We start from the raw sequence: 20,855 nt of genomic DNA on the forward strand, positions 1-20,855 counted from the left end.
ATCTACATGCTCTTCGGTGGGTCGTCCAGCACTCCCGAGTAGACCCTAGCTTGCCATAGCCATAGTCAGCATCTAGGGTGCTGACTATGGCAACTAATAGTCAGGCGTCCGCGACGGTAGCGCCGTCGACCGACGCAGCGTGTCATCACACCGAATTCGACTCCAGCTGGCGGAGTTTCGACGGCATTCAGGGCGGACTCGCCGTTGCACGGATGCTGCGAGTGGCTGCCGACGCGTCCGGAGCCGAACCTCTGGCAGTCACGGCGCACCTGGACCGCCCCGTCCCTCCGGGGCCGGCCGAGCTGACTGTCGACGATATGCGGGGCGGGCGGACCGTCAGTTGCCACGTCACGCTGACCGGTTCGGGATCCGCTCTCGTTCGGCTAGCCCGCGACACAGGAGGCACAACGATGTCCGCCCCTGTCGCCGCACCGACTCCGGCCGACCCGTCGACCCTGCCGCCGCTGGAGATCCCGGTGGATTTTGTGCCGTTCTCCCAGCACCTCGACATCCGGCCGATCAATTCCGCGAGGCCGTTCGCCGGTGGCGACTCCCCGGAATTCGACGTCTGGATCCGATTGCTCACAGACCTCGATTTCACGGCCCAAGAGCGCGCCGCGGTCCTTCTCGACGCGCTTCCGCCCGGATTGTTCGCGACACTGACGATGCCCGTGGCTATACCCACTATCGAGTTCACCGCGCATTTCACACCGGAGCACCTCACGGCAGATCCCCAATCACTGTCACCGTGGTATCGCCTACGCCACGGGACCGCCTGGGCGACAGACACTCTCTGTGTTGACGAATCCGAACTATTCGACTCGACCGGACGGCTCGCTGCTCGGGCTCGCCAGCTTCGTCGAATTCTGGGTTGAACTCCCAATTGAGTTCAGCCCTACTACCCCTGGAGGTCGCGACGACGGAACGCAACAAGCGATGCTGTCGAAAGCACTACTGCCACAACGATCATTGCCAGCAGCGGTAGAACTGTCACTGGCTCGGCGGGGGCACCCGGCACGTGGGTGAAGGGTGACAGATCCAGCACTAACTGTGGAAGCTTCAGCAACGTTCCGAGTTGCCCGAGCACGATGCATGCCGCCAAGATTCCCCAGGAGAGCGCCGACGCGTAGGTCGGAAACAGTCCGAAAGCCAACGACACCAACCCCACGACTACAAGCACCGCGGGTAGATAGGCCAAGGCGGCGCCAGTCATCCGGAGTGTGTTGCCGCCGATGTCGTCCGTGACGAGCCCGAAGGCAAATCCGGTGAAGGCACCCATCAAGACGTGCGCGAGGATCACCCCACCCACAACCATACCCAGGTGGGAAAGCATCCACCTCCACCGCGACAAAGAGGTTGCCAGCAACGGTTCGAGCCGTCCCGATGTTTCCTCACCCCGCATCCGGAGAAGACTCTGGACCGAATATGCCGCGATGACAATCGAGGTGAGACCGAGAGCAGTGGCCAAGTACGAATCCACCAGATCCGTACCGCCGCCACCAAGTTTCTCGAACATCTCCGCGGTCTGCTGCGACGATCCCACCATCGCGTCGATCTCGTTGCCCACAGCGCCGTAGGCGAACCCGAGAATGACAACGGCAAAGATCCACCAGAACATCGTCATTCGCTGCATGCGCCACGCCAGGCCCCAAGCCGACGGCAACCACGATGCTGCGGTCGGCGGGCCGGGCCGGGGCTGCACGAGCCCCGCTCCCTGATCGCGATGGCCGATGAGAACAAACGCCACCACCACGTGCACAACCGCAAATCCGATCAGCAACAGCAGGATCCACCAGGCGTCGTCGTCGAAAGGTCTGATCTGTTGCGCCCATCCGATCGGCGAAAGCCACGACAACCAACCGCTCACCACGCGAGTTCCGTCATCGACGACCGTACTGTTCACGTCGCCGATCGCGCGCAGCATGAAGGCAACACCGATCGCGGCACCCGCCAGACCGTTGGCCGTACGAGCACCGTCGGTGATCTGCGCAGTCACCGCCGCCACACCGGCAAACGCGATTCCGGTCCCACCTATCGAAGCACCCAACGCGAGCGAACCAACGACAGGCAAACCGACGGCGATCGATCCCAGGGCAATTCCCAGTGTCAGAACCACGTTCGCACCGACCGTGACAATCAGTGCGGACGTCAGAAGCGCTCGCCGACCCACCACCGCAGCACCGATCATCTCGGCACGGCCGGTCTCCTCGTTCTGTCGTGTATGACGAACCACCGCAAGGGTGCTCATCAATGCCGCCACCAACGCGAACACGAGCACCGACTGACTGGCGACTATCGCGCCCTGCGAATCGCCGGACACGATTCCGTTGGTCGCCAGCGCCACCGGCGATACCGCGGAACTGACTGCGATGTTTCGTAATTCCTCGGGTGTCGAGTACAGCCCGGTCACACTGGCGACGACTAGCAGCATGAACAAGACGATCGAGATGACCCACACCGAAAGCTGAATTCGGTCCCGTCGCAAAGCCAACCGGACCAGTCGGCGTGTGCCGGTGAATTGACTTGCCGAGGCAGGTACCGGTGGAGCGGCCTCGACAACAACGGTCATGGCCGCACACCGGTCTCGGCTCGCAGGTGGACCGAAGTCTCCCTGGCGCGCTCGTCACCGTAATGACGCAAGAAGAGTTCTTCGAGTGTCGGCGGAGTGGAAGTGAGCGCCACGATTCCGAATCCGACCAAGTACGTCATGAGTGGTCCGAGTTGCGCGCTGTCGACTTCGCAGGTGACGTGGTTACCGTCGATCACCGCGTCGTGGACCCCGCCGAGCCCGTCGAGTCCGCCGATCTGGCGCTGTGTCTCCGCCGAGATGGACGTGCGCGTGAGATGCCTGAGTTCGGACAGCGTTCCCTCTTCCACCGTCCGCCCGTCGCGGATGATGCTCACGCGATCGCACAGCGCTTCGACCTCGGCGAGGATGTGGCTCGACAGCAGGACCGTCTTTCCGGCGTGAGCCACCTCCTCGACGCAGTCCTGAAACACCGCTTCCATCAACGGGTCGAGCCCCGATGTCGGTTCGTCGAGTACGTAAAGGTCGACGTCGGACGAAAACGCCGCCACGAGTGCAACCTTCTGCCGATTACCTTTCGAGTACGTCCGCGCCTTCTTGGTCGGGTCAAGTTCGAAGCGATCGAGCAACTCGCTGCGGCATTTTCGGTCCAAGCCACCGCGCAGACCCGCCAACAGATCGATAGCCTCCCCGCCGGTGAGGTTGGGCCACAGATTCACGTCGCCAGGCACGTAAGCGAGACGTCGATGCAAGGTAACAGCGTCTCGCCACGGATCGCCGCCGAGAACAGTTGCGTCTCCGGAGTCCGAGCGGAGCAGGCCGAGGAGCACCCGAATAGTGGTCGACTTTCCAGAGCCGTTCGGTCCCAGGAATCCGTGCACTTCACCTGCTGAGACTTCGAGGTCGAGGCCGTCCAGCGCGCGGGTGGTACCGAAGGTCTTGACGAGGCTTTTCACTGAAATTGCCGCACCCATGAATTTGACCGTACGCCGATTTCACAAATGTGTGAAGATAGAAAAGAAGAAAGATCGAAGGGTTCCGATGACCGACATCAGCCGCACCGTTGCACCGGACGAGAGCCGACATTTTGTCGAGCGACTCTCACTCGTTCTGAGCGACATGGGTTTTCCGCCGATGCCTGCACGCGTCTGGGCCGCGTTGATGACCAGCGAGACACCCTCGTCCACGCCAGGAGATCTCGGATCCCGATTGGGAGTGAGCCCCGCCGCCATTTCCGGAGCAGTCAGATACCTCCAGCAAGTCGGATTGATCGAGCGAGTGGCCGTCCCCGGATCGAGGCGTCAGCACTACTGCGTCAGCGTCGAGATGTGGGCCGACGCGTTTGTCACGAAACAATCGTCCCTCTACCAGGTCTCGGCAGTTGCGGACGAGGGCATTCGGGTCCTCGGTGAAGGCACTACGGCCGGCGATCGTATGGAAGATCTGCGCGACTTCTTCGACTTCATGGCCGCGGAAATGCCGCGCATGCTCGCGGACTGGCGCTCCCAGCGAAAAGACCGGACACCTGGAAGGTAACTTCAGGTTTACCCGCATTTTCGTTGGGGTACCTCAATTCTCGTTCCAGCATGATGAGGTGCGCTGTACCCGAGGAGTTGTTGATGAAGCTGTCGATCAGGGGCGCGAAGACTTCACCGACGCCACCCTCCGCACGAACCGCTTCACCCGAAACCTGTGAACAATCGATTTCCTTGAACCGCAACGCCGCCGGGGCATTCGCCGGCGATCATCACGCACTGTCGAAACTCCTGGCCCGATTGCACCCTCGCGTCGTTCTCTACTATCGCGCCAGGCTTCTCGGGACGCCTGTCGCAACATTCGCCGACGATCTCGCCCATCAATGCACCCTGGACGTCGTCACACGAATGTCCGAAACGATCTCGGCCGACACACGAATCGAGAACTTCGCCTACGAGTTGGCCTCGCAACGGATTGCGTCAATTCCCCAGTCACGCAACATCGACGGACAATTCAAACGCCCACGTCGCCTCACTGACGACCAACGTGAGGTCCTGGTATTGCGAATCGCAGTGGGTCTGACTGCCGAGATGACCGCGTCGACTCTGCTCACAACTCGATCGAGCGTGCTCCTCGTACAGCATCAGGCGCTGCGCGCCTGGGCGGTCTCCGAGCGGAGCTAGATCAGACCTTGCTTACTCGCGGCGTAGACGGCCTCTGCTCGCCGACTCACCTCGAGTTTGCGCATGATGTTGCTGACGTGGAACTTGACCGTGGTCGGCGAGATGAACAGTCGCTCACCGATCTTGATGTTGGACAAGCCGTTTGCGAGCAGTCTCAGTACTTCGAGTTCACGATCGGTCAATCGTTCTTTGGATGACGACTGCCCGTTGAGCGATCGGACGACAGCCGATGCGCTGCGAGAATCGAACGCACTCTCACCCCGCGAGACCGCCCTGATCGCACGTACCAATTCGGTGGTGTCGACGTCTTTGACGACATAGCCGCGAGCACCCGCGTGTACCGCTCGCACCACCAGTTGATCGTCGAGAAAGGTGGTGAGAACCAACAGTCCGAGCCCGGGATGCGCCGTAGACAACTGGCCACAAAGGGTCAGTCCCTCGTAGTCGGAACTGGCGGAGAGTTTCAGATCCATCAAGACGATGTCCGGGCCCACCTTGTCGACCACGGCAAGCGCCTCGGCGAGAGACGAAGCCTCCCCCACGATCTCGAGGTCGCTTTCGCGCTCGAGAACCGAGCGGAGCCCTTGCCGCAAAATTGCATGGTCGTCGACCAGGACGATTCGAACCAATCCCTGAACCGGCGATGCTCCGCGGGTGATGACGGGACGCGCAGTGGTCATGATTCCTCGCTCTCGATTTCAGTGATGGAGCAAAGATTGTCGACATCCGCCTGGAGCGGAAGTGCCTGTGGCAGTGGTAGTGGCAGTCGCACGAGAATCTGAATTCCACCGATCCGCGCGCGCCGAACTTCGAGCGCACCACCCAACTCGAGAGTTCGTGTCTGCATGTTCGCCAGTCCGCGATGACGGCCGTCGACGTCGTTGGTGGCTGCGAGCTTGAGGATCAGACGCATCCGCGCAGGGTCGCCGTCACCGTCGTCGGAAACCGACAGCAGCACCGTATCCGCTCGATAGGTCAACCGCAGGACCGCTCGACTCGCATGGGCATGCACCGCAACATTGAACAGCGCCTCCCCCGCGATCCGCAGAAGAGCGTGTTCGGCATCGCCTGGAAGCTCGGTCGGGGTGCCGCCGACGCGAACGCTGACCGCCAACTCGTCCGGCATGTGAACCACGCCGAGCTGCTCGAGCATCTCGGGCAGCGACGTCCGGTCCGCGTCCGAGGAATGATTGAGCGCGTAGATCGCCGAGCGAAGCTGCTCGACCGCCCGCCTGGTCAAATCCTTTGCCAAGTCCAGTCTTTCACTGCGTTCTGCCTCCGGGATGTCGCTCCGGCAGACCTCGATCTGCATGCCGGCCGACAACACAGCCTGTGTCACGCTGTCGTGAAGTTCGCGGGCGATCCGGTGCCGTTCGTCGTCGACCACCTGGTGCCGGTGAGCCACTCCGAGTTGACGCTGCGTGGACTCCAATTCGCTGTTGCGCACCGCGAGGTCGGCTGCAGTGCGATTGGCCTCCGCATATGCGTCTTCGGCTCGTTCGAGCAGTAGTTGTCCGCGCTGGTAGAGCGCCGAGTTCTGCAGGGCCACAGCAGTCTGGCTGGCCAGAATGCTGAGCACGGCTCCGTCCGTCGTATCGAGTGTCCGGTTGGCCGGAGTCCAGGCCGCAAAGGCGCCGACCACACCGCCGCCGAGCACGATCGGCACAAACGCGTAGTGAGCGTCGATCACCGAGTTGGATTCGATTCTTCCGCAGCGGATGTCGTCGAGGCATTCGACGACATCCTCCGGAAGTGGTGGCCCCTCCACGTTGTCGACCAGAAATGGGGTGGCGTCCGGGCCGAGAACCAATCGCCGTGGTCCGGCGTCGGGCAATGTTCCGTCGGCCAAGGCGAAGACTATCCAGTTGGCACTCAGATGAGCACGGGCAGCTTCCGCGACCGCGCAGACGAGGGTTTCCGGCCCCTCGACGGTCCGCACCAAAGCCCGCGAGATCAATTCCAACGCATGTACGACGCGTTCGAGACGCTCGGCAGCGCCGCGGTACTGCGGATAAAACGAACTCTTACCCGAACGTAATCCGGTGAGCCGCGACAGGTCCGCGGTCATCGTCTGCACCGCTTCACCCTGCACCGCATCACCCTGCACCGCATCACACTGTCCCTCTTCACAACGCACCTCGGAACAACGCCACCATCTGCTCCTGCGTCGCTTCCCTGGGATTGGTGGACATGCAGGCGTCGAGCAACGCGAAGCTGGCAAGTCGACTGAGGTCTTCCTCGCGAACACCCAACTCCCCCAGCCCCTTCGGGACCCCAACCTCCCGGGCGAGACGCTCGACCCGGTCGGCCACCGCCAGCGCTGCTTCCTCCGGGGTGCCGTGCTGTTCAGGAAGGCTCAGCGCCGCAGCGATGGCAACAAAGGGGGCAGCGTCCGTCGTGGAATTGAATCGGATGACGTGGGGCAACAGAATTCCGTTGATGACGCCATGTGGCAGATCAAGCATGCCGCCCACCTGATGGCTCATGGCGTGCGCGGCTCCGAGTATCGCGTTGGTGAACGCCAACCCGGCCTCGAGACTCGCCTGCGCCATCACCGATCGAGCTTCCATCTCCATCGGGTCCTGGATCGTGTTCACCAGATTCTCCGTCACGAGGCCGACCGCACGGAGCGCGTGATGATCGGTCAACGGATTGTGCGCCAGTGAGACGAAGGCTTCGATTCCGTGCGTCAGTGCATCCAATCCCGTTGCTGCATTGAGCCACTCGGGCATCGTCGTGAGCAACCGCGGATCGATGACCGTCACATCTGGCACCAGGGCACGGCCGATGATGGTGATCTTGGTGCCGCGGGTCGTGTCCGTGACGATGCAGAACTGCGACACGTCAGCGCCCGTTCCGGACGTGGTGGGGACCATCACCAACGGCGGGATCGGTTTTGTCGCCTGATCGACACCCTCGTAGTCGAGTATGTTGCCGCCGTTGGCAGCGAGGACGGCTACACCTTTTGCCGCGTCGATGACGGAACCGCCACCGAGCGCGATGATGACGTCGCACTCGCCTTCCTGGTACACCTCGAATCCGGCCGCGATCTCGAAGTCCTTGGGGTTGGGCGTCAGCCCTGACCACACTGTCGCGGTCAAGCCCTGCTCCGTGAGATGGTCCTCGAGTTCGCTGACCCATCCCGCGTCGATCAAGCCTGGATCGGTGACCAGAAACGGGCGGAACCCGCCGAACCGCAGAGTCGCGTGTGCTGCCTCGACCAGGGAACCGATACCGAAGACGATCTCGGGGGCGTGAAATTTGACCAGTCGAGCAGCAGTGCCGCGGCGATGAACACCGTGGTTCACAGCATCCGGATATGCCACGGACACGACCCCACTCTCCTCTCGCGCGGCACCGAGATCACCGCTTCGCGAATTCCCAGCTCGCTCGCCCGAGCACCAACTGGTGTGATCCACCTTACAAGTGCTGGCCCCGAGCCTACGCGGACAGCAGTCGGGGCACACCCACCGAAGGAGAGGCACTTACCTACCCGTTCGGGCAGGTAGTCGTCGCCGGAAAATAGATGGCGCGGCAATCAGGTCCCGTTGTACTTTCGGTTCTGGCCAGAGCGGCCCGTAGTACCGATCCAGAAGGTGTTTATGACCCAGCCCGCGCCGAGCGCGCCTCTCGTCCCTGCACTGCCGGCAACCTCGAGGGTCACTTGCTGATCCCCGAAACGACGGACTGACAGCCGCGAGGCCACTCGGCCTGCTCCTACCTGCTTTGTTCACTCAGCTAGGAGTTCTCCAGTGCCTCAATCACACAATTCCATCTCGAAAACCGACACCTTCTCGTGCATTCAGTGCGGACTCACCGTCATGACCTACGACCCCGATGGTGATCGCCGAAACCACTGCCCCAGTTGCCTGCATTCCCGACACCTGTTCGACCAGGTGGAAGGTGGACCGTCGGACTGCGGAATGCGGATGGCCCCCATTTCGATCGCGGTGCTGCGAAGCGGCGATTGGATGATCATCCACCGCTGCGCACAGTGCCTCGAACTCACCTCCAACCCCGTAAGCCGTGACGACAACCAGTTGTTGTTGATGAGGATGGCGGTGCGGCCGCTCGCACAACCACCCTTCCCGCTCGAAGCCTTCGGCGACTTGTGAGGGGTGAGAAAGCAGATGCCACGTAGGAATCCCAGCACCCGCGCGCGGCGGGCACCGCAACGGACCAAGCACGTATTGCACGGAATCGGCGGAGAACAAGGATCGAGCTTCCGTTGTCTCGCATGCCGTTTGGACATCTCCATTGCGGCACCGGGTACCGCTCATCGGAACCACTGCCCGAACTGTCTGGCAAGCCGCCACGTCGATGGTCGCGTTCCGGGCGACCGAGCACAACAGTGCAGAGGTGCCATGGCGGCGCTGTCCCTGTCGGTACGGCAGGACGGTGAGTGGATGCTCGTTCACCAGTGCATCGAGTGCAATACGTTGAAAGTCAACAGGATCGCCGGCGACGACAACGCCCTGGTCTTGCTGCGGTTGGCGCTACGCCCCTTGGCGGATCCTCGACTGGGCTCGCGCGCGTTGCTAGCGCTCTGATCGATCGTCCGGCGTAATCGCGCGGTCCTGCGCGCGATTACGCCGGACGAACACCACGAACACGATCCCGGCAAGCAAGCCGACCGCCGTCGGTCCGAGGACCAGTCCCGAATACAGCCACGGAGCAGGTTCTGCCGGAAAGAGGTCCATGAATATGGGCCCGGTGTATGTCGGCTCGGCAAACGGCTCCCGATAGGACCCGCCGGTGAGAATATGAGGTGATGCCAACGAGTTCCACCACCACTGAAACACGCCGAGCGCCACCAACCCACACACGGCGCCGAGCACTGTCAGCGCCGCGATCGGCCGCCAGATCGATCCCCTGATTTCGGACATGAGATCAAACTAGTTCACGACGGATCGCGCAGTGACATCGGTGAAGTGCAGTGACATCAGCGAAGTGCGTGCCCCAGTTCAGCGGCCTTTGCCATCAGTTGCGCGGCATCTCGGGCAACAACAACCTCGTCGCAGATCTCCGAATACTCCGGCATCGCGCACGATGCCTGGTTCCAGTAACGCTGAGGTTCAGGCGTGATCCAGGCCAGACGGTGAACCTTTCGGCGGAGTTCCTCGAGCTTGTCCACCTGTGGGGGCAACCCGTTGCACCGACCGTCGCCCACGATGATGACGGACGTCCGTGAGTTCAAGCTGTTTCCGTGCTCGTCCAACAATTCTGTGAGCACTCGACCGTAATCGCTGCTGGCTTCCAGATCCAGACCCGGGTGCGCAAGTACCGCAGCCAGTGCGCCGTCACCGCTACTGGCGAGAAGGGTGTCGGTCACGTCGACCGGACGATCGACGAATGCGAGGACTTCACAACGATCTGCCCGGCGATGCATTGCCTGAGCCAACCGCAGAGTGAACGCGGTGATCGGGCGCACGGACAGCGACACGTCTGCGATGAGAAGTAGTCGAACACGATCGGGGCGAGGAGCTTTCACGACCAGATGGAAGGGAATTCCGTCGGTGCGCAGACTCGAACGCACCGTGCGTCGCATGTCGAGATGCCCTCGAGAGCGCTCCCGAGGACGAGGCCTGGACGGTCCTCTCATCCGCCGAAGCACCTCGTGGCACGCGAGTTCGATGTCGTTGTGCGTTGCGCCCGCAGCAGATTCGCTGTCGGGCGCATCGGGAGCGCTTTCGGCGAGTGCAGCGGCCGAGAGTGCTTGCACGAACGCTTCGACCGCCTCGACGAGCCGGTTCAGTTGCGCCTGCGTCAGCGGCCCGTCGTCGGAGACGTCCGCATACGCTTTGCTCGGGTCGTATGCATCCAGCCAGGCGAGGATCGACGTCGGATCGTCCCAGGACAACGAACCGATCACTGCTGCAGCAACACTGGTGCTCAGGTCGCCGACCACTGCCGACGCGGCACGGTCCACGTCGACCGTGTAGCTGACTCCCCGTCGACCGGTCTCCGAACCGGTATCCACCGACAGTTCCGCATCGCTGGACGTCATCGACACATCGTCGTCGTCCTTGTGCGGGTTGAACCCCTTCTCCGCTTCCGGAGTGTCGAAGTAGTCGCCGACCTCGGCTGCACGCTCGTTGTACTCGGCATACCGGCCTACTTCTTGATCCTCGTCGATCCCCAGCGCGGTGGGCAGACCGTCCGCCACCTCGGCGCGCGAAGCCATCCGCTCGGCGTGCGCTTTGCCTGCGGCAGGCCGGAACAGCGCGTCGAACGCCCGATCGAAACCGGCCTGTTCGTGAGAATACTTGGCGCACACAGCCCGAAGACATGCGCGCAACGTCTCACGATCCGAAGCTCCGACCATCGCGAGTACACGCCGAACCTCGATGACCTCGGCCGGTGACGCGGAAACTCCGGCTGCCCTCAGCAATCGGCCGAAACTCGCGGACACCACGTCGAGAACAAACGACGGTTGCCACACGGCGAGGCCACCGAGCGTCGTCATCGCGTCGAACGGATTCCGCTGCCGCCGCGGATTCCCTGTTGATGAGGGTCACGTCCACCCGTGCCCCGGAACACGGCCGTCGTCGTGTTGGCGGGTTTGCTTGCCACCGTGGATCGCTCGATCGGCTCGCCACCGTCACGCGACGGTGATTCGAGACGCTTTCCGTCGAATCGTTCTTTGGCCAGCGTCACATCTGACGAGTACTTGAGCAACGCCGTGAGCAGGATGTCGCGCACCTTGGCGTCGGAAGCGGTGTCGAATCCGCTGGCGGCGAGCACTGTCGCCGCTCTGGCCGCGTCGATGACCTCCGAGATGGACGGGCTCTTGCGCAGCGGGAGATCACGCAAGATGCGAGCCAATTCGACAACCTCGGTGGCCGTAGCCGCATCCACCTCCGGCGCTCGGGCCGTGACGATCTCGCGTTCACGCTCCGACGTCGGATAGCCGAGATGGTAATGCAGACAACGACGCTTGAGCGCGGGTGAGAGCTCGCGGGTGTCGTTGGACGTCAGGATGACCCAGGGCTGCGAGCGGGCAACGAACGTACCGACCTCGGGAATGGTGATCTGCTGTTCGGCGAGAATCTCCAGGAGCAGTGCTTCCATCGATTCCTCGGTGCGGTCCACCTCGTCGACCAGAAGCACTACCGGATCGGGTGAGAGGATCGCTTCGAGCAGCGGACGGACGGACAGGAAGTTCTCGGAGTACAACCCGAAATCCTGATCGGCCAGAAACTTCGACGCTTCGGCGACGCTGTCGAATTCGGAAACCTGATCACTGATCCGGTCGCGAAGCATCTGCACGTGCAGGAGTTGCTTCGCGTAGTCCCATTCGTACAGGGCCCGATTGTCGTCGAGCCCTTCGTAGCACTGCAATCGCACCAGTTTGCGGTCGCCGATCGCAGCCAGAGACTTCGCCAGTTCCGTCTTGCCGACACCGGCCGGCCCTTCGAGCAGGAGCGGACGCCCCAGCGCCGTCGCCAGATGAACGACTACCGCGAACTCGTCATCGGCAATGTAGTCCTGCTCTCGCAGAGCATCTTTCACTTCGATTCCGCTGGAGAAACTGCGACCGGACATGGAATACCTTTCGATAGGGGCACAGCCCCTGTGCGCGCTCGAGGAGTCTCTGGACTCCTTAAGCGCGCACGGGGCCGGAGGCCCTGCTAGAAGTACGACTTGTTGATCGCGTGATCGACAACCGGGATCATCGACTCCACAGTGACCTCACGAGGGTTACCCGGGGTGCACCAGTCGTCCTGAATGTGCTCGGAGATGGCGCGCACAGTCTTCTCGTCACCCTTGATGACATCACCGCGACCCTCGTACTTCTTGGTGTTCATCTGGTTCTTCGCGTACGAGTCTGTGCGAACCTGCCCGAAGTTGTCGGGGATACCGACGTCCTTGGCCAGACGGATGGCAGCCTCGACGGCAGCATCCGCGGCCTGAACCGTGGTGAGGTTGCGAGTGTCGACACCGAGTGCGCCGGCCAACTGGGCGTAGCGCTCGTAACGCGAAGGCAGGTTGTACTCCCACACACGCGGCAAGGCGATGGCGTTGTTCAAACCGTGGTGGCTGTCGAAGAATGCACTGACCGCGTGCGAGATCGAGTGAACGATGCCGAGGCCACCGGAGTTGAAGGCCTGTCCGGCAATGTACTGCGCGTTCATCATTCCCTCGCGGGCCTTGAGGTTACGCGGCTCGAAGACAGCCTCCCGCAGGTTCTTCGCGACCAACTCGACCGAGTAGATCGCATTACCGAGCGAAGGCGCGAAATCGAGACGAGAAACGAAAGGCTCACTGCCGTGTGCGAGTACGTCGAAGCCGCAGTACGCGGTGAAATGCTGAGGGCAGGTGTAGTAGAGCAGCGGATCGTCGATCGCCAACGTGACGATGGTCGCCTCGTCGAAGCCCACCCACTTGTGCGGGTTGTTCATGTCCGAGGTGTCAGTGATGACGTATGCCCACGACGTCTCGGATCCCGTTCCAGCCGTGGTGGATACGGCGATGTGCGGCGGGTTCTCCTTGTTGGTGGACTTGGCGAAGCCCTCGAACTCGTTGATGTTGCGACCGTCGTGTGCGATCACGACGCGAGCACCCTTGGCGGCGTCGTGGCTCGAACCACCGCCGATCGAGATGATCGAGTCGCACTTCTCCTTCTGATAGAGAGCCGCGGCCTCCATGACGTTGTAGTCCTTGGGATTCGACTCGACCTTGTCGTAGAGCACGACCTCGACACCCTGGTACTCGATCTTGCCGACGAGTTCCTCGATGATGCCCGAACCGCGCAGACCGGTCGTCATCAGAAGGGTGCGCTTGAAGCCGAGATTCTTGGCCTCCACACCGATGATGTCGTGAGCGCCCACACCCATCAGGGCGCGCGGGAAGGGGTGGAACTCCTTGATCGGAAAGTCCCAGATCTGGTTGAGCTCGATAGCCATCGGTATCTCCTCATGGATGTGCACGAATGTGACTGCGGGAGGGATTCGAGCCGATTCTTTGTGACCGGCGTCTCACCTGGTTCCCACTGTGTACCGACAAACACCCCGTGCACAGACTTCGGCAGCTCAACCGCCCGGACGCCGCCCGCGAACCGCCCGTTCGGGCAGGTCGTCGCCACCCCGGACCGCCAGGAAGGCCGGATCAGACTGCCGTGGTTCCCGCTGATCGGGAACGTGTTGCTCGGCGACTACGATCCCCAGTAGCTTTTCATCACTGCTAACATTGAACTAGAACACGTTCTAGATGTTGCACTTCACTGACCTGCGCTTTACCCAGCTTCACGAGAGGACTAGCTTCGCGATGACGACAGTCGAGGTACCGCACAGCTCGCGATCGGCGGTACTCACCGTGTCCGGAGTCATCGAAGAGACTTCCGACGCCCGGTCGCTGGTGTTCGAAATTCCCGCAGAACTGAAGGACAAGTTCGACTACAAACCAGGTCAATTCCTGACCCTGCGCATCCCGAGTGATCAGACCGGCTCGGTCGCACGCTGCTACTCCCTGGCCAGTTCACCCTTCACCGACGACGCCCCCAAGGTGACCGTCAAGCGAACCGTCGACGGCTACGGCTCCAACTGGTTGTGCGACAAGCTCCAGGTCGGCGACACCATCGAAGTGCTGCCGCCGTCAGGTGTCTTCACGCCCAAGTCGCTCGATCACGACTTCCTGCTCTTCGGTGCAGGCAGCGGAATCACTCCGGTGATCTCGATTCTCAAGTCCGCCCTCACGCAGGGCAGCGGCAACGTCGTGCTGATCTACGCGAATCGCGACGAGAAGTCCGTCATCTTCGGCGCCGAACTTCGCGAGTTGGCAGCGCAACACCCCGGCCGCCTCACCGTGGTCCACTGGATCGAAACCGTGCAGGGACTCCCCGCCGTCTCACAGTTGGCGACACTGGCCAAGCCATTTGTCGCGTACGAGGCCTTCATGTGCGGTCCAGGCCCCTTCATGGACGCCGTCCACAAGGCACTGGCAGAAGCGGGCATGCCCCGCACGCAGGTTCACGCCGAGGTCTTCAATTCACTCGCCGGGGACCCGTTCCGTGACGTCGAGGTAGCCGAAGTCTCCGACGAGGAAGCTGCCGACGCCGCAACCGTCGAGGTCGAACTGGACGGTGAAACCCACACCCTCGTCTGGCCGCGCAAGCAGACGCTCGTCGACATCATGCTCGCCAAGGGTCTCGACGTTCCGTACTCCTGCCAGGAAGGTGAGTGCGGGTCGTGTGCCTGCACCGTCACCGAAGGCGAAGTTCAGATGGACAACTCCGAAATCCTCGACGCCGAGGACGTGGCGAACGGCTACATCCTCGGTTGCCAGGCGAAGCCGATCACCGATCGCCTGAAGATCGAGTTCTGAACCCTGCTTCGATGCATGACGGCCCCTGATTCCCTGCGGAATCGGGGGCTTTGTCATCTTCTGAGCCATCATCCGCGCCATCTTCCGAGTCCCGCCCCGTAATCCACTCCGGCGCCGTTGTGGGCAACCGCCACAGCGCAAGGATCAGCACCAGGGTCACGATCAGGAAGCCCTCACGAAGGACCAACCCCAGCGGCAGCAGGAGCGGCGACGTCTCGATGAACTGCTGCCCCATGCTCGGCCCGCAATAGACGACGGCCAACCCCACAGCGGCCGCACCGAACTGCAGCGGCGATCGAAGCCGAAAGAGAACCGTGACGGCAGCAGGCACGAGATACACCCAGTGATGAATCCAGCTGATCGGCGAAAGGATCGGCGCACTCAAACCGATCACCAACGCCGCATCGACCCCACGACCGACGCGATGTACATCTCGGGCGACCCAGAGCGCTACCGCCGCGCACAGCACGGTCAACGGCATCGCCAGAGACGCCGTCCATGTGCCCAGTGCCGCAAGTCCGCCGTGCAGTGAACTGTTACCGGCACTCGCGATCGCCTGCCCGCTCAAGTCCACCCGGTCACTGAGGTTCCAGACGACGTCCGACCAGAAGGTCCAGCTGACGGCCGGGTCCACCATTGCTGCGACGGCGGTCGCCGCGGCAAATCCGATCGAACTCCAGATCGCGAGTCGCCACTGCTTCGTGACGACGAAGTAGACGATGAACAGCGCCGGCGTCAGCTTGATCGCGGCTGCGACGCCGATCAAAAGTCCTCGTGGAAACCACCGGCCGAATCTCGAATCGCCTCTGCGGGTCACGTCGAGCAGTACGAGCACCATCAGCACCAGGTTCACCTGGCCGAAGGAGATGTGCGCGCTGACGATGGGTGTCACCGACACGGCCAGGACCAATGCCGCCATGACGAGCGGTCGCTTGGGGACGCGAGCGGGAGTGAACTTGGCGACTGTCCACACCACCGCCGCGATGCACAACGCCGACCACAGCAGATAGGCCGTCCACCAGTCGAAGAGAACAGTCGGCCAGAGGAAGATCACCGCGAACGGGGTGTAGGTGAACGGCATGCCCTCGTCGACGATCAACGGGCCGACAAGGTTGCTCTCGTAGATGTTCGAGCCTGCGGCAAATGCCTGGGCAGCGTAGCGGTAGACGAGAAAATCAACGGGTTCGACGGCCCGAACGGAGTACACGAGATAACACAGAGCTGCGACGCCGGCAGCGATCAGTGAACCGATCGTCACAATTCGAGACGCCTCGACACGGGTGGCGGGCATACCGAGAATCGTCCCACAACCTACCGAGCGGTACTTCGCTAGCGGGCCGCCCGGAAGTGCGCTCGCTCGTCTGCGGTCAGGTGTTCGCACGCGTAGCTCAGCGCCGTGCGTCCCATGTCTGCTGCATTCTCAGTAAGGAAGCCGGTCAACAAATCCCGATCCACCCGCTTGCCCACCTCGCGGAGCATCCAGCCCATCGCTTTCTGGGTCAGGTCTCGTCGATCACCCAGCACCTGCGCGGCAAGCTCGAGCGTGGTCGACGCGTCGCCGCGAGTGATGAATCCGTACGTCGTCAGCAGCGCCACCCGTCGTCGCCACAGGTCACCCGAATCGGAAAGCTCGAAGATCAGCCGGCGATCTCGGTCGTACAGCCAGCCGCCGAGGATCTGTCCGGCGGACGAATCCACCAGATCCCAATTGTTGACCCGCCCGTCCTCGACAGCGGTCAGATAGAAGCCTGCGATGCGAGCGCGGCCCTCGTCGTCGAAAAATTTTGGGCGACTGACTTTTTCGAATTGAGCGACCAGGATCAGCAGCCCGGCCAATCGGTGCTCGTGAACGTCACTGTCGAGAAGGAGACGTATCTGAGGCAACGCGAGTCCGACGTGCTTCTTCACCACCGATCGCGTCTTCGGTACTCGCACGCCGATGAATACGTCACCCTCGCCGTACTCCCCCGGCGCTGTCTTGAAGAACCGCTGCAAGTGGACGGCATCCGCGGGATCCGCGAGGTCGGCCAACTGCTCGATCACGTCCGGGGCACTCGATTGCGTCACCCCAGAACCTTCTCACGGGTCGTCTGTGCGGACTCTTCGATTCTCTCAGCGTCCTCACACCGTGTGCCCTGCTCGGCCACAGGTCGGCAGACGACACTCGAGGACAGTCAGTGAAAGGACCACCCATGATCACCGCCGCTATCGCATTCACCACTCTCACCCTCATGGCACTCTCGGGACATATCGCGGCAAGCGCGCCGCGCGGGCTCGTGGCCATCCGGACGAATGGTCACAAATCTTGATATTCGAGCCTCCGCATCGCCTCTAACTGCAACGCGAATGCAATTGGCGGAGAGTTGATCTCGATCTTCCGCGGGCGTGTACTACAGGTGGACACACTCTCGTCTTTGGAGGTCTCGTCATGAAGTCGTGGAATCGAATGCAAGATGCCGTCGCGGTGGTTCTCGGCGTCTTTGCGGCTCTCTCGCCGATGTGGCTCGACACCACCGATCGGGCAATGTGGTCACTCGTCGTCCTGGGTGTCCTGGTTGCACTGTCGGGTCTGGCGCACATGGCACGTCCGGACATGTCCATGGCGGATTACGCGATGGGTGTTTTCGGCGTCTTGATGTTCATTTCACCCTGGGTGATGAACTTCGACGCTCTGCGCGGTGCGTCGTGGACGGCCTGGGTGGTCGGGGTTCTGACCGTTGTGGTCGCGGTGAGTGCGATGCCGGTGATGAGTGCGCGGATGCATCACGGGGGTCACGGCGGCGTAGCCGCCCATTGACGGAGCGGCGTAGCTGCCCATTGACAGAGCGGTTTGATCAGGCTTTGATCGCGCCCAACAACCGCCCGGCGTCGAAGGCTTCGGCGCTGGGCGGTAGTGCGCCCGGACGACCGCTCACGAACACCTCGACGGTTCCCGATCCTTCGCCCACGGCACCGAGCCCGTCGATCCGCCGCAGAGTCTGTCGTGCAACGGCTTCGGCGCTGTCGAAGAGTGTGACGCCGGCGGGTAGCCGCGCTGCGATCTCGTCGGCGAGCAGTGGGTAGTGGGTGCACCCGAGGACAACGCCGCTGACGTCGTCCGGCGTCCGGGCAACCGCGGAATCGATGGCAGCAAGTGCGGCTGCGCGATCACCGAGGTCTATCGAATCGGCCAGGCCGTGGCACGGCACTCCGACGACCTTGGCGCCGTTGCCGAACTGCTCGATCAGATCGGCTTGGTACCGGCTGGCCGTCGTCGCGGCTGTAGCCCAGATCGCCACTGAATCGCACGCGGCAGCGGCGGGTTTGATCGCGGGCACCGTTCCGATGACCGGTACTTCCGGCCCGACCAGTTCTCGCACGTGTGGCAGCGCGGTGACGCTGGCGGTATTGCATGGAAGAACGATGACCTGAGCCCCACGATCGAGGCTCCGCCGCACCGCACCGAGTACCCGGTCGACGACCCACGGCTCAGGCTTGGGGCCCCAGGGGGCGCCGTCCGGATCCAGGGAGAGCACCAGATCGAGATCCGGGCGCAGGCGTCTGAGCCACGCAGAGGTAGGGAGCAGGCCCAGTCCCGAGTCGATGAGTGCAACGATCACCGCACAAATCTATCGCCTCGGAACCGGTCCTGCCTCATCCGTTCAGGCCGGTGTGGACTCCAACACGTCAGAGATGGGCGTGCCGGCTGCGATCTTGGCGCGCATCTTCATCACCGCTCCCGCGCTACCTCCGCCGACGACAGCTGCCAGCACACCGTCGCGCTCGTAGTAGGCGACGAACTTTCGGCCGTCGTCCTTGACGATGTGAACGGTGTCCGTGGGTGCGACGGTCCCCAACGCCTGGATCTTGACGTCGTACTGATCGCTCCAGAAGTAGGGAACCTGCGCCGGCGCATCGGGATCACCCGTTCCGGTGAGCGCTCCCGCCAGGATCTTGGCCTGGTCGCCCGCATTGGTCCAGTGTTCGACGCGCTTGCGTCGATCACCGATCTGCCAGGACGCGACGTCGCCGACGGCCCAGACGTGGTCGGTACTGGTGCGGCCGACGCCGTCGCAGAGCACTCCGTTGTCGAGTTCGATTCCCGAACCATCGAGCCATCCCGTGACCGGCACCGAACCGACTCCGATCGCCACCACGTCGACCGGGATCTCCGAACCGTCGCTCAAGGTCGCAGTGGCAACCGCTCCGTCGCCGGACAACGAGGTCAAGCCGGTGCCGACGCGGACATCGACGCCCTCGTTCCGATGCAGACGTTCGACGAGGGCGCCAACGGTGGGGCCGAGCACCGACGCCAGCGGTGTCGGCTGAGGTTCGAGCAACACGACGTCGACGCCGTGAGACTTCATGCTGGCGGCCAGTTCGCAGCCGATGAAGCCGGCCCCGACGATCAGCGCACGCTTGCCGGGAGCCAGCTCGGCGCGAAGGGCCAGCGCCTCCTCGATGGAGCGCAGAACGTGCACTCCGGACAGCTCCGGAAGGCCGGCAATGCGACGCGGAGTCAGTCCGGTCGCGATGACCAACTCGTCGTAGTCGAGGGTGGATCCGTCCGCGAACGCCACCGACTTTGCGGCAGTGTCCACCGAGGTCGCGGGCGAACCGAGCTTGAGATCCACCTTGTTCTCGACGTAGAACTCTGCCGGACGCAGCGTCGTCTCGTCCTTGTCGCCGCGGATCACTTCCTTCGACAGCGGCGGCCGGTCGTAGGGCAGATGTGTTTCCCCACCGGCGAGCGTCAATTCACCCTCGAAGCCTGCTCGTCGCAGTTCCTCGACGGTCCGCAGCCCCGACAACCCCGCACCCACGATCACTATCCGTGCCACCACGTACCACCCTGTCCGACCCACGTCACTAGCAGCGCTCACTATGAACGCCGTCACTATTTGCCCCCGACTCTGCCATACCAAATGCCGGAGTAGGTGTGGTGCATCCCGCATGGCCACCTACCAGTCACTACAGTTGGAGGTACTTCAGACGCACGCACTGACACATGAGCAGGGAGCCCCCATGACCAGCGATTCCAGTGAAAAGAACAGCGTCCGATTCGGCGCCGACGGTGGCGCGGAACTAGTCAGCACCCAGGGCAAGACGATCATCGCCGACGCCGTGGTCGCCAAGATCGCCGGTATCGCGACCCGCGAGATCAACGGCGTGTACGACGTCGGTGGGGGCACCGCCCGCGCGGTGGGGGCACTTCGCGACCGTATTCCGGGCGCCCGCGTCAACCATGCCCAGGGCGTCGCGGTGGAAGTGGGCGAGAAACAAGCCGCCATCGACATCGGCATTGTCGCCGAATACGGCGTCGCACTCCACGAATTGGCGGTAGGTATCCGCCGAAACGTTATTGCCGCAGTCGAAAGCATGACGGGTCTCGAGGTCACCGAGGTCAACATCACCGTCTTCGACGTCATGCTCTTCGAGGATGCAGAGAGCGGCGGCAGTACCGATCCGGAAGCCAAGCCGAGGGTTCAGTGAGTACCGCCGACGCCGGCCGCGAGATCGACGCGGCCGAGATCGTCGCCGACGCAGTTCTTGCGATCCCGGAAGTGGCAGATCTGCACGGCGGGCAATTCGGTGAGGTGGGAACCTACCTCCCCGGACGCCGAGTCACCGGCGTCGTCGTCGACGAAAACTCTTGTGCGGTACACATTTCCGTTCACTATCCGGCCGACGTTCGCGGCGTCGCCGAACGCGTCCGAGCGGTGGTGGCACGGTTGGTCGACGTACCGGTGAACGTGACCGTCGGAGACTTGTCCACAGCTGGATATCCACCCGAAAATTCCGAAGATGCAGTCACCGAGCTTTCCACCGTCACCGAGATCGCACCGAACATTCGAGAAGGGAACTGA

The 20,855-nt window shown here is 62.6% G+C and carries 22 protein-coding genes; 9 read left to right on the forward strand and 13 right to left on the reverse strand.

Annotated elements, in window-relative coordinates; all coding sequences use genetic code 11:
- The first annotated feature begins 86 nt into the window (after nucleotides 1–86).
- Complete coding sequence (locus B0E55_RS14545; protein WP_019744259.1) at nucleotides 87–875, forward strand: thioesterase family protein; 789 nt, start codon at nucleotides 87–89, stop codon at nucleotides 873–875.
- A gap of 23 nt (nucleotides 876–898) precedes the next feature.
- Here the strand turns inward: B0E55_RS14545 and B0E55_RS14550 are convergent, their stop codons facing one another.
- Together B0E55_RS14550 and B0E55_RS14555 are read right to left on the reverse strand one after the other, a co-directional pair.
- Nucleotides 899–2,569 carry an ABC transporter permease gene (locus tag B0E55_RS14550; RefSeq protein ID WP_020968999.1) on the reverse strand — a complete coding sequence of 557 codons (1,671 nt, stop codon included), beginning with the start codon at nucleotides 2,567–2,569 and terminating at the stop codon, nucleotides 899–901.
- A complete protein-coding gene (locus B0E55_RS14555; RefSeq protein WP_080909954.1) occupies nucleotides 2,566–3,501 on the reverse strand; it encodes an ABC transporter ATP-binding protein in 936 nt (311 codons plus the stop codon). Before B0E55_RS14555 ends, B0E55_RS14550 begins: the two co-directional genes overlap by 4 nt.
- Before the next feature lie 67 nt (nucleotides 3,502–3,568).
- Between B0E55_RS14555 and B0E55_RS14560 the strand changes: the two genes are divergently transcribed.
- Together B0E55_RS14560 and B0E55_RS14565 are read left to right on the forward strand one after the other, a co-directional pair.
- Nucleotides 3,569–4,063: a GbsR/MarR family transcriptional regulator gene (locus B0E55_RS14560; protein ID WP_020968997.1), complete on the forward strand. Its 495-nt coding sequence runs from the start codon at nucleotides 3,569–3,571 to the stop codon at nucleotides 4,061–4,063.
- Between the two features lie 83 nt (nucleotides 4,064–4,146).
- A complete protein-coding gene (locus B0E55_RS14565) occupies nucleotides 4,147–4,686 on the forward strand; it encodes an RNA polymerase subunit sigma (RefSeq protein WP_029536730.1) in 540 nt (179 codons plus the stop codon).
- Here B0E55_RS14565 and B0E55_RS14570 read toward each other — a convergent pair.
- Genes B0E55_RS14570 through B0E55_RS14580 form a run of 3 tightly spaced genes read right to left on the reverse strand, consistent with a single transcriptional unit; the run spans nucleotide 4,683 to nucleotide 8,018 of the window.
- Nucleotides 4,683–5,366 (reverse strand): MadR family response regulator transcription factor, encoded by a 684-nt coding sequence (locus B0E55_RS14570; protein WP_019744264.1) that lies wholly within the window; start codon nucleotides 5,364–5,366, stop codon nucleotides 4,683–4,685. The genes B0E55_RS14565 and B0E55_RS14570 overlap by 4 nt on opposite strands.
- Nucleotides 5,363–6,754, reverse strand: coding sequence for a MadS family sensor histidine kinase (locus tag B0E55_RS14575; RefSeq protein ID WP_080910023.1), 1,392 nt, complete (start codon nucleotides 6,752–6,754; stop codon nucleotides 5,363–5,365). The genes B0E55_RS14570 and B0E55_RS14575 overlap by 4 nt, the downstream gene beginning before the upstream one ends.
- A 58-nt stretch (nucleotides 6,755–6,812) precedes the next feature.
- Nucleotides 6,813–8,018, reverse strand: a complete 1,206-nt coding sequence (locus B0E55_RS14580) for an iron-containing alcohol dehydrogenase (protein ID WP_080910022.1) — start codon at nucleotides 8,016–8,018, stop codon at nucleotides 6,813–6,815.
- 420 nt (nucleotides 8,019–8,438) lie between these two features.
- Between B0E55_RS14580 and B0E55_RS14585 the strand changes: the two genes are divergently transcribed.
- Complete coding sequence (locus B0E55_RS14585) at nucleotides 8,439–8,801, forward strand: RNHCP domain-containing protein (protein WP_020906849.1); 363 nt, start codon at nucleotides 8,439–8,441, stop codon at nucleotides 8,799–8,801.
- Nucleotides 8,802–8,816: 15 nt separating this feature from the next.
- Entirely contained in the window at nucleotides 8,817–9,236 is a 420-nt protein-coding gene (locus B0E55_RS14590; RefSeq protein WP_080909955.1) for an RNHCP domain-containing protein, read from the forward strand.
- Here the strand turns inward: B0E55_RS14590 and B0E55_RS14595 are convergent.
- The 4 genes from B0E55_RS14595 to mdo all read right to left on the reverse strand — a co-directional run bounded on the left by B0E55_RS14595 (nucleotide 9,225) and on the right by mdo (nucleotide 13,592).
- On the reverse strand, nucleotides 9,225–9,572 hold the full coding sequence (locus B0E55_RS14595) for a hypothetical protein (RefSeq protein WP_020968992.1): 348 nt from the start codon (nucleotides 9,570–9,572) through the stop codon (nucleotides 9,225–9,227). The two genes, B0E55_RS14590 and B0E55_RS14595, sit on opposite strands and share 12 nt — an antisense overlap.
- A gap of 56 nt (nucleotides 9,573–9,628) precedes the next feature.
- Nucleotides 9,629–11,152 carry a MadC family VWA domain-containing protein gene (madC, locus tag B0E55_RS14600; RefSeq protein WP_019744269.1) on the reverse strand — a complete coding sequence of 508 codons (1,524 nt, stop codon included), beginning with the start codon at nucleotides 11,150–11,152 and terminating at the stop codon, nucleotides 9,629–9,631.
- Nucleotides 11,149–12,231 carry a MadB family AAA-type ATPase gene (locus B0E55_RS14605; RefSeq protein WP_080909956.1) on the reverse strand — a complete coding sequence of 361 codons (1,083 nt, stop codon included), beginning with the start codon at nucleotides 12,229–12,231 and terminating at the stop codon, nucleotides 11,149–11,151. The genes madC and B0E55_RS14605 overlap by 4 nt, the downstream gene beginning before the upstream one ends.
- Nucleotides 12,232–12,317: 86 nt before the next feature.
- Nucleotides 12,318–13,592, reverse strand: a complete 1,275-nt coding sequence (mdo, locus tag B0E55_RS14610; RefSeq protein ID WP_003942095.1) for an NDMA-dependent methanol dehydrogenase — start codon at nucleotides 13,590–13,592, stop codon at nucleotides 12,318–12,320.
- Between the two features lie 361 nt (nucleotides 13,593–13,953).
- On the opposite strand from mdo, the gene B0E55_RS14620 reads away from it, so the two are divergent.
- Entirely contained in the window at nucleotides 13,954–15,009 is a 1,056-nt protein-coding gene (locus B0E55_RS14620) for a ferredoxin--NADP reductase (protein WP_020906844.1), read from the forward strand.
- Here the strand turns inward: B0E55_RS14620 and B0E55_RS14625 are convergent.
- Both B0E55_RS14625 and B0E55_RS14630 read right to left on the reverse strand, forming a co-directional pair.
- Nucleotides 14,981–16,300 carry a glycosyltransferase 87 family protein gene (locus tag B0E55_RS14625; protein ID WP_080909957.1) on the reverse strand — a complete coding sequence of 440 codons (1,320 nt, stop codon included), beginning with the start codon at nucleotides 16,298–16,300 and terminating at the stop codon, nucleotides 14,981–14,983. The two genes, B0E55_RS14620 and B0E55_RS14625, sit on opposite strands and share 29 nt — an antisense overlap.
- 38 nt (nucleotides 16,301–16,338) lie before the next feature.
- Nucleotides 16,339–17,076, reverse strand: coding sequence for a DNA alkylation repair protein (locus B0E55_RS14630; RefSeq protein ID WP_019744275.1), 738 nt, complete (start codon nucleotides 17,074–17,076; stop codon nucleotides 16,339–16,341).
- A gap of 361 nt (nucleotides 17,077–17,437) precedes the next feature.
- Between B0E55_RS14630 and B0E55_RS14635 the strand changes: the two genes are divergently transcribed.
- Nucleotides 17,438–17,806, forward strand: coding sequence for an SPW repeat domain-containing protein (locus tag B0E55_RS14635; RefSeq protein ID WP_080909958.1), 369 nt, complete (start codon nucleotides 17,438–17,440; stop codon nucleotides 17,804–17,806).
- A 37-nt stretch (nucleotides 17,807–17,843) separates the two neighbouring features.
- Here the strand turns inward: B0E55_RS14635 and B0E55_RS14640 are convergent, their stop codons facing one another.
- Together B0E55_RS14640 and B0E55_RS14645 are read right to left on the reverse strand one after the other, a co-directional pair.
- On the reverse strand, nucleotides 17,844–18,608 hold the full coding sequence (locus tag B0E55_RS14640; protein ID WP_029254872.1) for a glutamate racemase: 765 nt from the start codon (nucleotides 18,606–18,608) through the stop codon (nucleotides 17,844–17,846).
- Between the two features lie 42 nt (nucleotides 18,609–18,650).
- A complete protein-coding gene (locus B0E55_RS14645) occupies nucleotides 18,651–19,829 on the reverse strand; it encodes an NAD(P)/FAD-dependent oxidoreductase (protein WP_223257985.1) in 1,179 nt (392 codons plus the stop codon).
- Nucleotides 19,830–20,013: 184 nt separating this feature from the next.
- On the opposite strand from B0E55_RS14645, the gene B0E55_RS14650 reads away from it, so the two are divergent.
- Nucleotides 20,014–20,481: an Asp23/Gls24 family envelope stress response protein gene (locus B0E55_RS14650; RefSeq protein WP_003941912.1), complete on the forward strand. Its 468-nt coding sequence runs from the start codon at nucleotides 20,014–20,016 to the stop codon at nucleotides 20,479–20,481.
- Nucleotides 20,478–20,855: a hypothetical protein gene (locus B0E55_RS14655; protein ID WP_020968986.1), complete on the forward strand. Its 378-nt coding sequence runs from the start codon at nucleotides 20,478–20,480 to the stop codon at nucleotides 20,853–20,855. Before B0E55_RS14650 ends, B0E55_RS14655 begins: the two co-directional genes overlap by 4 nt.

Origin of the sequence: Rhodococcus sp. 66b, assembly GCF_002076325.1 — a bacterium.
Classification (GTDB): Bacteria; Actinomycetota; Actinomycetes; order Mycobacteriales; family Mycobacteriaceae; genus Rhodococcus_F; species Rhodococcus_F erythropolis.

Bases quoted from the DNA above. Each gene is read 5' to 3' on its own strand.
- B0E55_RS14545 (WP_019744259.1), top strand. From the start codon at position 87: ATGGCAACTAATAGTCAGGCGTCCGCGACGGTAGCGCCGTCGACCGAC.
- B0E55_RS14550 (WP_020968999.1), bottom strand. From the start codon at position 2,569: ATGACCGTTGTTGTCGAGGCCGCTCCACCGGTACCTGCCTCGGCAAGT.
- B0E55_RS14555 (WP_080909954.1), bottom strand. From the start codon at position 3,501: ATGGGTGCGGCAATTTCAGTGAAAAGCCTCGTCAAGACCTTCGGTACC.
- B0E55_RS14560 (WP_020968997.1), top strand. From the start codon at position 3,569: ATGACCGACATCAGCCGCACCGTTGCACCGGACGAGAGCCGACATTTT.
- B0E55_RS14565 (WP_029536730.1), top strand. From the start codon at position 4,147: ATGAAGCTGTCGATCAGGGGCGCGAAGACTTCACCGACGCCACCCTCC.
- B0E55_RS14570 (WP_019744264.1), bottom strand. From the start codon at position 5,366: ATGACCACTGCGCGTCCCGTCATCACCCGCGGAGCATCGCCGGTTCAG.
- B0E55_RS14575 (WP_080910023.1), bottom strand. From the start codon at position 6,754: ATGACCGCGGACCTGTCGCGGCTCACCGGATTACGTTCGGGTAAGAGT.
- B0E55_RS14590 (WP_080909955.1), top strand. From the start codon at position 8,817: ATGCCACGTAGGAATCCCAGCACCCGCGCGCGGCGGGCACCGCAACGG.
- B0E55_RS14595 (WP_020968992.1), bottom strand. From the start codon at position 9,572: ATGTCCGAAATCAGGGGATCGATCTGGCGGCCGATCGCGGCGCTGACA.
- madC (WP_019744269.1), bottom strand. From the start codon at position 11,152: ATGACGACGCTCGGTGGCCTCGCCGTGTGGCAACCGTCGTTTGTTCTC.
- B0E55_RS14605 (WP_080909956.1), bottom strand. From the start codon at position 12,231: ATGTCCGGTCGCAGTTTCTCCAGCGGAATCGAAGTGAAAGATGCTCTG.
- mdo (WP_003942095.1), bottom strand. From the start codon at position 13,592: ATGGCTATCGAGCTCAACCAGATCTGGGACTTTCCGATCAAGGAGTTC.
- B0E55_RS14620 (WP_020906844.1), top strand. From the start codon at position 13,954: ATGACGACAGTCGAGGTACCGCACAGCTCGCGATCGGCGGTACTCACC.
- B0E55_RS14625 (WP_080909957.1), bottom strand. From the start codon at position 16,300: ATGCCCGCCACCCGTGTCGAGGCGTCTCGAATTGTGACGATCGGTTCA.
- B0E55_RS14635 (WP_080909958.1), top strand. From the start codon at position 17,438: ATGAAGTCGTGGAATCGAATGCAAGATGCCGTCGCGGTGGTTCTCGGC.
- B0E55_RS14650 (WP_003941912.1), top strand. From the start codon at position 20,014: ATGACCAGCGATTCCAGTGAAAAGAACAGCGTCCGATTCGGCGCCGAC.